13 protein-coding genes are annotated in these 14557 nt (G+C 73.3%); 9 read left to right on the top strand and 4 right to left on the bottom strand.

All coding sequences use genetic code 11. The features are described 5' to 3' along the window. Positions 1-42 precede the first annotated feature (42 nt). The 4 genes from J2X64_RS04205 (at position 43) to sucD (ending at position 4939) form a co-directional block, all read left to right on the top strand. Complete coding sequence (locus J2X64_RS04205; RefSeq protein ID WP_310150075.1) at positions 43-1590, top strand: M4 family metallopeptidase; 1548 nt, start codon at positions 43-45, stop codon at positions 1588-1590. Between the two features lie 106 nt (positions 1591-1696). Then, complete coding sequence (locus tag J2X64_RS04200; RefSeq protein WP_310150072.1) at positions 1697-2707, top strand: DUF3048 domain-containing protein; 1011 nt, start codon at positions 1697-1699, stop codon at positions 2705-2707. Positions 2708-2842: 135 nt separating this feature from the next. Beyond that, positions 2843-4027, top strand: a complete 1185-nt coding sequence (sucC, locus tag J2X64_RS04195; protein WP_310150069.1) for an ADP-forming succinate--CoA ligase subunit beta — start codon at positions 2843-2845, stop codon at positions 4025-4027. A gap of 18 nt (positions 4028-4045) precedes the next feature. Further along, positions 4046-4939 (top strand): succinate--CoA ligase subunit alpha, encoded by an 894-nt coding sequence (gene sucD / locus J2X64_RS04190; RefSeq protein ID WP_310150067.1) that lies wholly within the window; start codon positions 4046-4048, stop codon positions 4937-4939. Between the two features lie 122 nt (positions 4940-5061). Here the strand turns inward: sucD and J2X64_RS04185 are convergent, their stop codons facing one another. Beyond that, complete coding sequence (locus J2X64_RS04185) at positions 5062-6477, bottom strand: hypothetical protein (RefSeq protein WP_310150064.1); 1416 nt, start codon at positions 6475-6477, stop codon at positions 5062-5064. Beyond that, complete coding sequence (locus J2X64_RS04180) at positions 6470-6970, bottom strand: SigE family RNA polymerase sigma factor (protein ID WP_310150061.1); 501 nt, start codon at positions 6968-6970, stop codon at positions 6470-6472. The genes J2X64_RS04185 and J2X64_RS04180 overlap by 8 nt, the downstream gene beginning before the upstream one ends. Positions 6971-7129: 159 nt before the next feature. Between J2X64_RS04180 and J2X64_RS04175 the strand changes: the two genes are divergently transcribed. Beyond that, a complete protein-coding gene (locus J2X64_RS04175; RefSeq protein ID WP_310150058.1) occupies positions 7130-8365 on the top strand; it encodes a DUF6350 family protein in 1236 nt (411 codons plus the stop codon). Here J2X64_RS04175 and J2X64_RS04170 read toward each other — a convergent pair. Beyond that, positions 8315-9862: an MFS transporter gene (locus J2X64_RS04170; RefSeq protein WP_310150055.1), complete on the bottom strand. Its 1548-nt coding sequence runs from the start codon at positions 9860-9862 to the stop codon at positions 8315-8317. The two genes, J2X64_RS04175 and J2X64_RS04170, sit on opposite strands and share 51 nt — an antisense overlap. A 108-nt stretch (positions 9863-9970) precedes the next feature. On the opposite strand from J2X64_RS04170, the gene J2X64_RS04165 reads away from it, so the two are divergent. Continuing rightward, positions 9971-10957, top strand: coding sequence for an LLM class F420-dependent oxidoreductase (locus J2X64_RS04165; RefSeq protein ID WP_310150052.1), 987 nt, complete (start codon positions 9971-9973; stop codon positions 10955-10957). A gap of 47 nt (positions 10958-11004) precedes the next feature. Here J2X64_RS04165 and J2X64_RS04160 read toward each other — a convergent pair whose 3' ends face one another. Then, on the bottom strand, positions 11005-11493 hold the full coding sequence (locus tag J2X64_RS04160) for an ester cyclase (protein ID WP_310150049.1): 489 nt from the start codon (positions 11491-11493) through the stop codon (positions 11005-11007). Positions 11494-11576: 83 nt separating this feature from the next. Here J2X64_RS04160 and J2X64_RS04155 point away from each other — a divergent pair, with 83 nt between their 5' ends. The 3 genes from J2X64_RS04155 (at position 11577) to purH (ending at position 14531) form a co-directional block, all read left to right on the top strand. Further along, a complete protein-coding gene (locus J2X64_RS04155) occupies positions 11577-12185 on the top strand; it encodes a helix-turn-helix domain-containing protein (RefSeq protein ID WP_310150047.1) in 609 nt (202 codons plus the stop codon). Between the two features lie 97 nt (positions 12186-12282). Continuing rightward, a complete protein-coding gene (gene purN, locus J2X64_RS04150) occupies positions 12283-12909 on the top strand; it encodes a phosphoribosylglycinamide formyltransferase (protein WP_310150044.1) in 627 nt (208 codons plus the stop codon). Beyond that, positions 12906-14531 carry a bifunctional phosphoribosylaminoimidazolecarboxamide formyltransferase/IMP cyclohydrolase gene (gene purH / locus J2X64_RS04145; RefSeq protein ID WP_310150041.1) on the top strand — a complete coding sequence of 542 codons (1626 nt, stop codon included), beginning with the start codon at positions 12906-12908 and terminating at the stop codon, positions 14529-14531. The genes purN and purH overlap by 4 nt, the downstream gene beginning before the upstream one ends. Positions 14532-14557: the final 26 nt, after the last annotated feature.

Raw genomic sequence — 14557 nt, 5'->3', positions numbered from 1 at the left:
CAGCGCCGCCCCCGGCGCGCCCATCTCATGGAGGAGATCGCAGTGAACCGTCTCACCACCGGTGCCGTCGCAGGCATCGCAGTCCTCGCCGCAGGAGTTCCGCTCTCCTCGGCGTCCGCGGCCCCCGCCGCAGCAGTCCGCCCCGCCCCCGGCGTGGCCGCCGAGCAGTCCCGTGTCGCCGACGCGGCCCGTGCGCTGGGCCTCGGCCCGGGGCAGGCCCTTGTCGTCCGCTCCACGGTCACCGATCCGGACGGCACCGTCCACGTCCGCTACGACCGCACCTTCGACGGCCTGCGTGTCGTCGGCGGCGACCTCGTCGTCGAGCGCTCTGCCGCGGGCGTCACCCGGTCCGTGCGCTGGAACGCCGCCAGGTCCGTCGCCGTCGCCTCGACGTCCCCCAGGCTGAGTGCGGCCCAGGCCTCGTCGCGCGCCGGCGGGGCGACCCGCTCCGACCTCGTCGTGTATGCCGCGAAGTCCGGTGGGCGCCTCGCCTGGGACACGGTCCGCGAGGGTGTCAAGGCCGACCAGACCCCGAGCCGCCTGCACACCGTCGTGGACGCCACGACCGGGGCGACGCTCGACTCCTGGGACGAGATCACTCCCGGCACCGGCAGCTCGATGTACTCGGGCACCGTCTCGCTCGGCACGACCCTGTCGGGGGGCAGCTACCTGCTCAAGGACTCGGTGGGCAACTACACGACCGACCTGAACGGCGCGACCACCGGCACCGGCACCCAGTTCACCGACGCCGACGACGCCTGGGGCAACGGCTCGGTGTCGTCGCGGCAGACCGCTGCGGTCGACGCGCACTACGGTGCCGAGAAGACGTTCGACTACTACAAGAACGTGTTGGGCCGCAACGGGATCTGGGACGATGGCACCGGCGCGCGCAGCCGGGTCCACTACGGCAACGCCTACGTGAACGCCTTCTGGGACGGCACCCAGATGACGTACGGCGACGGCGCGAACAACGCCAAGCCCCTCACCGCGATCGACGTCGCCGGCCACGAGATGAGCCACGGCGTCACCGAGAACACCGCAGGCCTCGTCTACCGCGGTGACGCCGGCGGTCTCAACGAGGCCACCTCGGACATCTTCGGCACCGCCGTGGAGTGGTACGCCAACTCCTCCGCCGACCCGGGCGACTACCTGATCGGCGAGAAGATCGACATCAACGGCAACGGCACCCCGCTGCGCTACATGGACAAGCCGAGCAGGGACGGCCGGTCGCAGGACTGCTGGACCACCAGCACCCGGAACCTCGACCCGCACTACTCGTCGGGGCCGCTGAACCACTGGTTCTTCATGGCCTCGGAGGGCTCGGGCGCCAAGACGGTCAACGGTGTCGCCTACAACAGCCCCACCTGCGGTGGTGCCCCCGCCGTCACGGGCGCGGGCCGCGCAGCCGTCGAGAAGGTCTGGTACCGCACCCTGTCCACCAAGCTGACCTCGCGCAGCGACTACAAGGCGGCCCGCGAGGGCGCCATCGCCTCGGCGAAGGAGCTGTACGGCGCCGGCTCGCCGACCTGTGTGGCGGTCAAGAGCGCGTTCGACGCGATCGCCGTCCCTGCGGGGTCGCAGACCTGCTGACCCCCGCGTGACGCACGTGGTGCGCCGTCGACCCCCAGGTCTGCGGCGCACCCGTGTGCCAGCGCGCCGTTGCCGCGCGAGGGGCGACGCGACCTACCCTGAGGACATGAGGCGCGGTGCCCACCGGGCGGTCCCGGCAGCACTGGCGCTGGCCGTCGTCGCCGGTGCGGCTGCGTGCTCCGGCGGCTGCTCGGGGCCCTCGTGCGGGGGTCCGACGAAGGCGCCGACCACGACGACGGCCACCACCACGACCGCCCCGGCGGGGCCGGTGCCCCTCACCGGCGGCCCGGTCCTGGCCGTCAAGATCGACAACACCTCGGCGGCCCGGCCGCGCATCGGCCTCGACAAGGCCGACGTCGTCTACGTCGAACCGGTCGAGGGTGGGCTGACGCGCCTGCTCGCGGTGTTCAGCCGCCACCAGGCGCGCGAGGTCGGGCCGGTGCGCAGCGGCCGCGAGTCCGACGTCACGCTGCTCGCGAACTGGGGCAAGGTCGCCTTCGTCTACTCGGGCTCGTCGTCCTACACCGCCAGGATCCTGGCGCGGGGCGCGCAGGTGAACCTCAGCAACGACCAGTCCGGCCGCGGCTACCGGCGTGACCACTCCCGGCCGGCCCCGTACAACCTGATCGGTGACCCCACGGCGCTGCTGGCCCGCGCGGGAGGAAGCGTCAGGCCGCACGACATCGGGTTCCGGTACGGCCCGCCGATCGCCGGCGGGGCGGCGGCGACCTCCGTCACCGCCACGTGGCCGGCGGCGACGGTCTCGCTGCGCTGGAACGCCAAGCGGGGGCAGTACCTCGTCGTCACCGACGGCCGCCCCGACGTGAGCCCGTCGGGGACGCAGTACGGCGCGGGCACGGTGGTGGTGCAGTACGTGACGAGCAAGCCGTCGGCGAACCGCGACGTCAACGGCAGGCCCACGCCGGTGGAGCAGCTCGTGGGGTCGGGGAAGGCGATCGTGCTGCGCGGCGGCCGGGCCTGGCAGGCGACGTGGTCCCGGGCCGGCGCGACGTCGCCCACGACGTTCACCGCCTCGGGCCAGGTGGTCACCTTCGCCCCGCAGGGTCCCGTGTGGGTGCTGCTCGAGCCGACCGGACGAACCGCCACCGTGCGCTGAGCGGCGAGCGCGGCCCGTCCACGGACCGTCCGCGGTGAGATTGGTCCCACTCGCCGCACCCGGGAGCACCGTCCCGCACGCACGGGACTAGTCTCGGGCGCGAACCACACCCTTCCCCAGACGAGGACGTCAGACGTGGATCTGTTCGAGTACCAGGCCCGAGACATGTTCGAGGCGCACGGTGTGCCCGTGCTCGCCGGCAAGACCGCCACCACCCCCGCCGAGGCCCGCGCGGCCGCGGAGGAGATCGGCCCGAAGTCCGGCGGCGTGACCGTCGTCAAGGCGCAGGTGAAGACCGGTGGCCGCGGCAAGGCCGGCGGCGTCAAGGTCGCCAAGACCGCCGACGAGGCCGAGCAGCACGCGCAGGCCATCCTCGGCATGGACATCAAGGGCCACACCGTCGGCACCGTGATGATCGCCCAGGGCGCCCGGATCGCCGAGGAGTACTACTTCTCGATCCTGCTCGACCGCGCCAACCGCTCCTACCTCGCGATGTGCAGCAAGGAGGGCGGCATGGAGATCGAGCAGCTGGCGGTCGAGCGGCCGGAGGCCCTCGCGCGCATCGAGGTCGACCCCAACACCGGTGTTGACGAGGCGAAGGCCCGCGAGATCGTCGAGGCTGCCGGCTTCGACGCTGAGACCGGTGCGAAGATCGTCCCGGTCCTGCAGCGGCTGTGGGAGGTCTACCGCGACGAGGACGCGACGCTGGTCGAGGTGAACCCGCTGGTCAAGACCGAGGACGGCGACATCATCGCCCTCGACGGCAAGGTCACCCTCGACGGCAACGCCGACTTCCGCCACCCGGACCACGCCGCCCTGGAGGACAAGGCCGCGGCCGACCCGCTCGAGGCCGCCGCCAAGGAGAAGGACCTCAACTACGTCAAGCTCGACGGCTCCGTCGGCATCATCGGCAACGGCGCCGGGCTCGTCATGTCCACGCTCGACGTCGTCGCGTACGCCGGTGAGGAGTTCCCCGGCTCGCCGAAGCCCGCCAACTTCCTCGACATCGGTGGTGGCGCATCCGCCGAGGTCATGGCCAACGGCCTGCACATCATCCTCGGCGACGAGCAGGTGAAGTCGGTGTTCGTGAACGTCTTCGGCGGCATCACCGCCTGTGACGCGGTCGCGAACGGCATCGTCGGCGCCCTCAACGCGCTCGGCGACGAGGCGACCAAGCCGCTCGTCGTGCGCCTGGACGGCAACAACGTCGAGGAGGGCCGCCGGATCCTCGCCGAGGCGAACCACCCGCTGGTGACCATCGAAGCGACCATGGACGGCGCGGCCCGCAAGGCCGCCGAGCTGGCCTCGCAGGCCAACTGAGCAAGGGACAGAAGCGAAATGGCAATCTTTCTCGACGAGAACTCCAAGGTCATCGTCCAGGGCATGACCGGCTCCGAGGGCATGAAGCACACGCAGCGCATGCTCCGCTCCGGCACCGCGATCGTCGGTGGCGTGAACCCCCGCAAGGCCGGTACGACGGTCGACTTCGAGGACGGCGTGACCGTCCCGGTGTTCGGCACCGTGGCCGAGGCGATGAAGGAGACCGGCGCCAACGTGTCGGTCATCTTCGTCCCGCCGGCGTTCGCGAAGTCCGCCGTGGTCGAGGCGATCGACGCCGAGATGCCGCTGGCCGTCGTCATCACCGAGGGCATTGCGGTCAAGGACACCGCCGAGTTCTACGCGTACTCGCGTGAGAAGGGCACGACCCGCGTCGTCGGCCCGAACTGCCCCGGCCTCATCAGCCCCGGCAAGTCCAACGCCGGCATCATCCCCGCCGACATCGCGGGCTCCGGCCGCATCGGCCTCGTCTCCAAGTCGGGCACCCTGACCTACCAGATGATGTACGAGCTCAAGGAGTTCGGCTTCTCCTCCGCGGTCGGCATCGGCGGCGACCCGGTCATCGGCACCACCCACATCGACTGCCTCGAGGCGTTCGAGAAGGACCCGGAGACCGACGCCATCGTCATGATCGGCGAGATCGGCGGCGACGCGGAGGAGCGGGCCGCGGCATACATCAAGGAGCACGTGACCAAGCCGGTCGTCGGCTACGTCGCGGGCTTCACCGCCCCCGAGGGCAAGACGATGGGCCATGCCGGCGCCATCGTGTCCGGCTCGTCCGGCACCGCCGCCGCCAAGAAGGAGGCCCTCGAGGCCGCCGGCGTCAAGGTCGGCAAGACGCCGTCCGAGACCGCCGAGCTCATGCGCGAGATCATGCGGGGCCTGGGCGGCTGAGCGCGGCCAGGGCGATCGCCCGAGCCCACCGACGAAGGGCCGCCACCCCACAGGGTGGCGGCCCTTCGCGTGTCGCCGGCGAGGCGGTTCCCCTGCGACCCGCCCGCCGGCAGTCCGGTGACCTACTTCTGCCGCGCCAGGGCGAGCAGCCGGTCGAGCTCGGCGAAGCCCTGCTTCGGGTCGGCGACCTTCGTCAGGACGACCGTCGAGACGGCCCCCGGGGTCTTCTGGGCGGTGACGCCGACCCACTCCGACAACGTGGCGGTCCCGTCCTTGAAGACGGTGTCGAGCCGCCAGGTCCCTGCGGTGGGGCCGGGCGTCGCCGTCACCGTGGAGTTCGGCGTCGAGCACCCCTGACCGAACAGCTTCTTCGCCTCGGACAGCCGCGCGTCGACGTACGCCTGCTGCGGGTCCGACCCCGTGGAGTCGTCGAGCTGCACCCGCTGCCGCCCGATGTAGCCGGCCGCGCTCGTGCCGACGCGCACCGACACGACGCCCACCCGGCCGCCCACGGCGGCCTGCTGCTGGTCGGTCTCGCATGAGGCCACCGCGGTCGACCCCTCGAGGGCGCCGGGTCCGGCGTCGGTCGCGGCCCCGCCGGTGAGGGCCGCGGAGCTCCACTGCGACGCGGCGACGAACAGCGACGACGCCGGGAGGGGGCCCGGACCGACGACCGGCATCTGCTCGTCGACCGCCTTGGGGCCGCTCGTGTCCGGTGTGGACGTGGCGGTCTTCGTCGTCCCCGAGCCGTAGCGGGCCAGCCGTTGCTGTGCGACGTCCGCGAGCTCGAGCACCTGCGCGCGGGTGAAGCCGGACTTCGGGCGGTCGTTCTGGTTCAGCTGGAGGACGGCGACGTCGTGGGGGCCCGCCACGACCACCCACCAGCCGGACCCGGCGTCACCGGCGGTGAAGGAGAACAGCCGCGGGAAGGCACCCGACGACTGCGGCGTCACCGCATAACCCGGCGCGAGCTGGCAGCCTGCGATGTCCGAGGCGATGTTCTCGGCAGCCGTCTGCGGGTCCTGGCCCGTCCCGATGCGGAACCGGGTCGCACCGCCCTGGAACTCGGGCGCGCGGGTGACCTCCTCCTGCTGGACCTTGGTGCCCGGCTCGGACGACAGGCACTCGATGGGTCCGAACGGCTTCACCGGGGTGAGCCGCACGGTACCGGTCAGCTGCAGGGCCGAGGTCCACTCCGTCAGCAGCGGCAGGGCACCCGGCACGGCCAGCCTGTCGGTCGCGGTGATGGTCGTCGACGCGGGAGTGGTCGCCGCCGTCCGGGCGCTCGAGGCCGGCGTGACCGGGGTCCGCGACGAGGCGGGGCCCCACACGGCGTACCCAGCGGTGCCGGCGACCACCACGGCAGCCGCGGCTGCGGCGCTCAGCGCGAGAAACCGGTGGCGCCGACGCGCCCGCCCCCTCGCCCTGACGAACCGGACGTCGGGCAGCGGCACCGACTCGACGTCGGTGCGCAGGGTCGCCATGGCGCGGCGCACCAGGGCGTCGTCCGCCGCGGTCCACTCGTCGTGCTCAGCCATGGTCGGTCTCCTCGTGCTTCAGGGCCTGCGCGAGCAGTGCGCGACCCCGGTGCAGGCGGGCCTTGACGGTTCCTGCGGGGGTGTTGGTCTCGTGGGCGATCTGGTCGATCGACAGGTCGCCGATGTAGTGCATGGCCACGGCCTCGCGGACCGGGTCGGGCAGCTCGCGCATCGCGGCCACGACGGCGACCCGGTCCTCGCTCGGCGGTCCGGTGGTCTCGTGCGCGCCGTGCCGCTCGTACGCGCGGTCCTGGCTGGTGCGCTTGCGCCAGGCCGAGATCGCGATGCGCCGGGCGACCGTCCTGACCCAGGCGAGCGGGTCGTCGTGGTTCCGCACGGTCGACCACTGCTGCCAGGCGCGGGCGTACGCCTCCTGGGTGCTGTCCTGCGCGACGGTCAGGTCACCGGTGAACCCGTAGACGAGGTGCACGACGCGCCGTGAGGTGTCGCGGTAGAACGCGTCGAACTCGTCCTCGTCCGACCGCGGTCCCATCGACACCTCCCGGGCGTTGCCTCCTCGGGTCCCCAGTGCCATCACACCGCAGCAGACGCGGCTCGGCACGGACGGGTTGCGGCGCGTTCGGACTTTTCTCGCCCGCCCTCGGCGTTGCTCGGCGGATCGGCGCCGCCGGTCGGCGACCATGGAGCGGTCATGACTGTGATGGAGCTGCTGCGCGGGGGAACGACGACCGGCCGGGGGAGTGTCGACCCCGCCGGGCTGCGGCGGGCGGCGCTCGCCGGGGCCGGTGCGGCCGCCGTCAGCGCCTGCGTCTTCGTCCTGCCCGCCCTGCTCGTCTGGGTGGCCGCGTCGCAGTCGACCGTTCCCTGGACCTCGGCCCTCGGGACCGGTGCCAGCCTGTGGCTGCTCGGCGGAGGCGCGCACCTGCGCGTCGATGCCGCCACCGTCACCGTGGTGCCGCTGCTCTTCCTGCTGCTGGCCGTCCTCGGGGCGACGTGGTCGGCCGGGCGCGCGACGTTCGACTCCGCGCAGGAGCGCGAACCGCGCCCGCTGCGCGGCCTGGTCCACCAGCGCCTCGCCGCCGAGCTCGGGGCCTGGGCCGGCGGGTATGCCGTGTGCGCGGCCCTGTGGTGGCTGGCGGCCGCGCTGGCCGGGCCGGAACCCGTGCTGTGGACCGTGGCCCTGCCGGTGCTGGTGGTCCCGGTCCTCGCGGCCGTGCTCGCCCTGGTGCGGCACGTGCGCCGGCGGCCCGAGCTGCTCGGCGAGGCGATGCGTCGTCCCGGCTGGCTGCCCGCGGCCGTCCCGAGGGGCCTGCGCGCCGGGCTCGAGGGCGCGGCGGTCCTCGTCGCCGCGGGGATCGTCGTCTGCGTCGTGATGGTCGTCCTGCACTTCGACCGGGTGGCCCACCTGCAGTCGGAGCTGGCTCCCGGGGTCGTCGGCGGTGCTGTCCTCGTGCTCGCGCAGCTGGCCGTGCTGCCGAACCTGGCGCTGTGGGCGGTGTCGTTCCTCGCCGGGACCGGGTTCTCGGCCGTCGAGGGTGCGTCGGCGACCTGGACGGGGAGCCGGACGTCGATCCTGCCCATGGTCCCCGTGCTCGGAGCCCTGCCGGAGCCCGGTGCCTTCCCCGGCGCGCTGCCGCTCCTGGTGCTCGTGCCCGTGTCCGTCGGGGCCTTCGTGGGCTGGCGGGCGCTGCGCAGCGTCTCCCGGCTGTCGAGCCAGCGGACCAAGCTGGGTGTGGTGGCCGTCGCGGTGGTCGTGACCGCGGCCGCGGTCGGCCTGCTCGACGTGCTCGGCGGCTCGTCCCTGGGCTCGGCCAGGCTCGCGCGCATCGGCGCTCCTGCCGGGTCCATGACGCTGGCCCTGCTGGTCGAGGTCGCCCTAGGGTCGCTGGTCGCCCTCGGCCGGGACCGGTGGAAGCTCCGCCGCTGACGCGACCGACACCACGGCCGGGGGCGTGGCGACCGAGCACGAGGGCACCGCGTGGGGACGGCGGTGGGGCCGCGGACGCCGCCGCTCGCTCAGCAGGGCTGCCGCAGCGGCGCCGAGCACGAGCAGCCCCACCGCGCACAGCAGCACCCCCCGGAAGCCGGCCGCGAACCGCTCCGGGTCGTCGTACACCTCGCCGGTGAGCCCGGCGAGGGCCGGCACCGCGGCGACGGCGAGCAGGCCGCCGGTCCGGGCGACCGCGTTGTTGACACCGGAGGCGAGCCCGGCGTGCTCGGCGGGTGCCGACGACAGGGCCGTCGCGGTGAGCGGCGCGACGAGGACCGAGAGCCCGAGCCCGAAGACGACCACGCCGGGCAGCACGGTCGTCACGTAGTCCGCGTCCCGCCCGATCCGCAGCATGAGCAGCAGCCCCAGGGCGCAGACGAGCGGCCCGGTGGTCAGCTGCAGCCGTGGACCGATGCGGTCGGCCAGGGCCCCCGACCGGGCCGACAGGACGAGCATGAGCCCGGTCACCGGCAGCAGCGAGACCCCGGCGGCGATGGGCCCGTAGCCGGACACGACCTGCAGCTGGAGCACGAGGACGAGGAAGACGAGCGACAGGGCGCCGTAGACGATGAAGGTCACCACGTTCGTGGCGCTGAAGGCCCGCGAGGAGAAGATCGAGAACGGCAGCATGGGCGCGTCCGACCGTCGCTCGACGACCACGAACGCAGCCGCCGCGACCAGGGCGAGTGCCGCGCTGGCGGCCACCAGGGACGGGCTGCCCCCGCCCCCGACGGCGATCAGCGCGTAGCTCGCGGCGGCCAGGGCGACGGCTCCCAGGACCGCGCCGGGCACGTCGAGGTGGCCCCCGGCGGTCTCGTCATGCGACTCAGGGACGTGTCGCAGCGTCGCCGCCACCACGACCGCCGCGACCGGGAGGTTGACGTAGAAGACCCAGTGCCACGACACCGCGTCGACCAGCCAGCCGCCGAGGAACGGGCCTGCCGCGGTCGCGACGCCGCCGAGACCCGACCAGAGCCCGATGGCGCGAGCCCGGTCGGAGGGGGCGATGGTCGACTGGAGGATGGCCAGGCTGCCGGGGGTGAGGAGGGCGCCGCCGACGCCCTGGAGCGCCCGGCCCGCGGTCAGCAACGGCGCCGACCCGGCGGCGCCGCAGAGCAGGGAGGCCACCGCGAACCAGACGACCCCCACGACGAAGATGCGCCGCCTGCCGAACCGGTCGCCGAGGGAGCCGCCCACGAGGATGCAGGCCGCGAGCGTCAGCGCGTATGCCGTGACGACCCACTGCAGCGACGCGAACGAGGCGCCGAGCGACCTCCCGATCGCCGGCAGCGCGATGTTGACGACGGTGGCGTCGATGCCCACCACGCCCGACCCCAGCACGGTCGCAGCCACGATCCACCGGCCCTGCGCGGTGGCGAGCGGCACGGCCGGTCCACCGCTGGTGGTCGAGGTGGTCGAGGGCACCCCCGTCATGGACGCCGAGCCTACGTCGCCCCGTCCCCGTCGAGGGCTCGAACGGGTGAAGCGCGATCGGCTCTCGCCTGGCGTGCGAGGCCGCGCGGGCCGTGTGAGGTTGGGGTCATGACGCGTTTCGGGTACACCCTCATGACCGAGCAGTCCGGCCCCCGTGAGCTGGTCGGGTACGCCACCGGCGCCGAGAAGGCCGGGTTCGACTTCGCGGTGAGCAGCGACCACTACTCGCCGTGGCTGACCGAGCAGGGGCACGCGCCGTACGCCTGGACCGTCCTGGGCGCCGTGGCGCAGGCGACCGAGCGGCTCGAGCTCATGACGTACGTGACCTGCCCGACCACGCGGTACCACCCGGCGGTCGTCGCGCAGAAGGCAGCCACGCTCCAGCTGCTGTCCGAGGGGCGCTTCACCCTCGGCCTCGGCAGCGGCGAGAACCTCAACGAGCACGTCGTCGGCGAGGGCTGGCCGTCGGTCGGCGTCCGCCAGGACATGCTCGAGGAGGCCATCCACATCATCCGCGAGCTGCACACCGGCGAGCTCGTGACGTGGGAGGGCGAGTACTTCCGGGTCGACTCGGCTCGCGTCTGGGACTGCCCCGACGGCGGCGTGCCGATCGGTGTGGCCGTGTCGGGGGAGAAGTCGTACGGGCGCTTCGGGCCGCTGGCCGACCACGTGATCGCCGTGCAGCCGGAGAAGGAGCTGATCGAGGGCTTCCTCGCGTCGCGCCCGGACTCCGCCTCGAAGCCGCGGGCGATCGGCCAGATCCCGATCTCGTGGGACCCTGACCGCGACACGGCGGTCAAGCGCGCGCACGAGCAGTTCCGCTGGTTCGGGGGCGGCTGGTCGGTCAACGCGGACCTGCCGACCCCGGCCGGGTTCGCCGGGGCGTCGCAGTTCGTCCGGCCGGAGGACGTCGCGGACTCGATCCCGTGCGGCCCCGACCTCGACGGGGTCGTCGAGGCCGTGAGCGCGTACTGGGAGGCCGGCTTCACCGACATCGCACTGGTGCAGGTCGGCGACGAGGGACAGCAGCGCTTCCTCGACGAGGCCGCCGAGCCGCTCCTGGAGAAGCTGCGGGACGCGGCCCCCTCCAGCTGACTCGCCTGCTCCTGCGGCCATCGCCCCCCGTAGGTCCGGCCGGCACGTCAGCCCTGCAGCCGGTCGAGCACACCGGTCTGGGCGAGGAGGGCGAACCGGTCCGGCACGCCCCAGTGCTCGACGATGCGCCCGTCGACGACGCGCACCACGTCGATCACCGTGATCTCCACGGGGCGGCCGCTCGGCGGCCCGAAGAACGGGCCGGTGGCCGTCCCGCGCCCGGTGACGCGTGCCCACAGGGTGTCGCCGCGCTGCACGGCGTCCTCGATCGTGAACTCGATGTCCGGGATGGCCGCGTGCACCTGGGCCATCGCCTCCCGGAGGTGGTCGAGCGCCTCGGTGCCCCTGCCGGCCATGCCGAACTGGTGCTCGACGAGGTCGGGCGAGCAGAGCTCGTCGACGACGGAGCCGTCCCCCGTGGCGAAGCCCTCGTCGAACACGCGACGCAGCACCGTCAGTGCGGGCGGCTCCGGGACGGAGCCCAGGCGGGCAGTGCCGCTGGACCCCGGGGACGAGGTCGTCGTGGTGGTGGTCATGGTGCGCTCCTGTCGATCGAAATACAGTGAAGGTGCATTGAGTGCAGTAATACTGCAGTGAGTGCACTGCTACTGTCCTCCACATGGCGGACGAGGTCAAGAGGTCGCTGTCCCTCCGGGAGGAGCAGGCTGCCGCGACGAGGAGGCGGATCGCCGACGCCGCCCGGCGGCTCTTTGCCGAGCAGGGGTACTCGACGACCTCCCTCGCAGAGGTCGCGCGCGAGGCCGGGGTCGCCGCGCGGACCGTCTACACGGTGTTCGGCACCAAGCGCGAGATCCTCTCCGCGATCTGCGAGGCCTGGCTCGAGGACGCCCGCGCGAGGGAGCGCGCCCAGGAGGTGCTGGCTCTCGAGGACGCCGCCGAGAGACTGCACGGCGCGGGTGCGTGGCTCGCCGCCCTGTATGCCGCGGGCTTCGACGTCGTCCAGGTGCTCGACTCCGCGGTCGACGAGGACGGTGAGACCAGGCGGCTGCTGCGCGCCAAGCTGGCCGGGCGCAACCGGGTCATGGACGCCATGGTGGCTTCGGCGCAGGACCGCCTGGCCGCGCCGCTGCCAGAGGCGCAGGCCCTGTTCCGGGCCATGGCGGCGCCGGGGGTCTACCAGTCGCTCGTCGTGGAGGCGGGATGGGCGCCCGAGCGGTTCGGCTCGTGGCTGGGCGACCTGCTCGTCCGCGAGCTGCTCGGCGGCTGACGGACGTCGCGCCGCCGGGTGACCGGGCGCTCGCCGCTTGACCGCTGCCCGGACGCGGCGGCCGGACCCCGGGCCCGGGTCGGTATCGTTCCTCCACGTGACGACGCCCGAGCGCAGCACCGCTGAGCGGACCGGCATCGTCGTCCTCGTCTCCGGCTCGGGCACCAACCTCCAGGCGCTCATCGACGCCGCCGCCGACCCGGCATACGGGGTCCGCATCGTCGCAGTGGGCGCGGATCGTGCGGGCATCACCGGCCTGCACCGCGCCGCCGCCGCGGGCATCCCGACGTTCGTGTGCCGTGTGCAGGACCACGAGGACCGCGCCGCGTGGGACGCCGAGCTGGCGCGCCGGATCGGCGACCACGAGCCGGCGTTCGTCGTCTCGGCCGGCTTCATGAAGCTGCTCGGCCCGCAGGTCCTCTCGCGCTGGGTCGTCCTCAACACCCACCCCGCCCTGCTGCCGCTGTTCCCCGGCGCGCACGCCGTCCGCGACGCGCTCGCCGCCGGCGCGACCGAGACCGGCTGCACCGTTCACGTCGTCGACTCGGGCGTCGACACCGGGCCGGTGCTGGCGCAGGCGACCGTGCCGGTGCTGGAGGGGGACACCGAGGAGGCGCTGCACGAGCGCATCAAGGCTGTCGAGCACCCGCTGCTCGTCGAGTACGTGGGCCGCGCGGCCCGCGAGGGAATCACCGTCACCGATGGGAAGGCCAGCATTCCGTGAGCACCGTGAGCACCCCCGGGCCGAGCGAGGACGTCCGCCAGGTCCGTCGCGCCCTCGTCTCCGTCTACGACAAGACCGGGCTCGAGGAGCTCGCCCAGGGGCTGCACGCCGCCGGGGTCGAGATCGTGTCGACCGGCGGCTCGGCGTCGCTGATCGCCGGGCTCGGGATCCCGGTGATCGAGGTCGCCGACCTAACCGGCTTCCCCGAGTGCCTCGAGGGGCGGGTCAAGACGCTGCACCCGGTCGTGCACGCGGGGATCCTCGCCGACACCCGCAAGCCCGACCACGTCGAGCAGCTCACCGACCTCGGCGTCGCGCCGTTCGAGCTCGTCGTCGTGAACCTCTACCCGTTCCGCGAGACCGTCGCCTCCGGCGCGACCCCCGACGAGTGCGTCGAGCAGATCGACATCGGCGGCCCGACCATGGTCCGCGCCGCGGCCAAGAACCACCCGAGCGTCGCGATCGTCACCGACCCCGCGGCATACCCGGCGGTGCTCGACGCGATCGCGGGCGGTGGCTTCACGCTCGAGCAGCGGCGGGCGCTCGCGGCGCAGGCGTTCGCGCACACGGCGTCGTACGACGTGGCGGTCGCGTCCTGGTTCGGCACGGTGCTGTCGCCCGGCGAGGACCACTGGCCGGCCTTCACCGGTGCGACGTGGGAGAAGAAGGCGGTCCTGCGGTACGGCGAGAACCCGCACCAGGGCGCCGCGCTGTACACGCACTGGCGGCCGGGGCTGGCGCAGGCGGAGCAGCTGCACGGCAAGGAGATGTCGTACAACAACTACGTCGACGCCGACGCCGCCGTGCGCGCCGCCAACGACCACGGCGACCAGCCGACCGTCGCGATCATCAAGCACGCCAACCCCTGCGGCATCGCCGTGGGCGCCACCATCGAGGACGCGTATGCCGCGGCGCACGCGTGCGACCCGGTCTCGGCGTACGGCGGCATCATCGCGACGAACCGCCCGGTGACCGCGGCCATGGCGGCCGCTGCGAACGAGACGTTCAGCGAGGTCATCGTCGCGCCGGACTTCGACGAGGACGCGCTGGAGCTGTTGCGGCAGAAGAAGAACCGTCGCCTCCTGCGCCTGCCCGCCGACATGGTGCGGTATGCCGACCCGGTCGAGTTCCGGGCGATCAGCGGCGGGATCCTCGCGCAGACGGTCGACCGGGTCGACGCGGTCGTCGAGGGCGACGTGCCCGGCGGCGACGACGCGGAGCGCTGGCGCCTCGTGTGCGGTGAGGCCGCGGACGAGGCGACGCTGGCCGACCTGCAGTTCGCGTGGCGGGCGGTGCGCGCGGTGAAGTCCAACGCGATCCTGCTCGCCAAGGACGGGGCATCGGTCGGCATCGGCATGGGCCAGGTCAACCGGGTCGACTCCTGCCACCTCGCGGTCTCGCGGGCCAACGGCGGGGACGGCGGTGCCGAGCGGGCACGGGGTGCGGTCGCCGCGTCGGACGCGTTCTTCCCGTTCGCCGACGGCCTGCAGGTGCTGCTCGACGCCGGCGTGCGCGCGGTCGTCGCGCCCGGCGGGTCGGTCCGCGACGAGGAGGTCGTCGAGGCCGCGAAGGCCGCCGGCGTGACCATGTACTTCACCGGCACCCGCCACTTCGCCCACTAGGCCCAGCGCCCACCGACCGACCCAGA

Origin of the sequence: Phycicoccus sp. 3266 (assembly GCF_031456495.1) — a bacterium.
Classification (GTDB): domain Bacteria; phylum Actinomycetota; class Actinomycetes; order Actinomycetales; family Dermatophilaceae; genus Pedococcus.
Note: the sequence above shows the minus strand (reverse complement) of the source record. Positions and strands in the feature narration are given on the sequence as shown.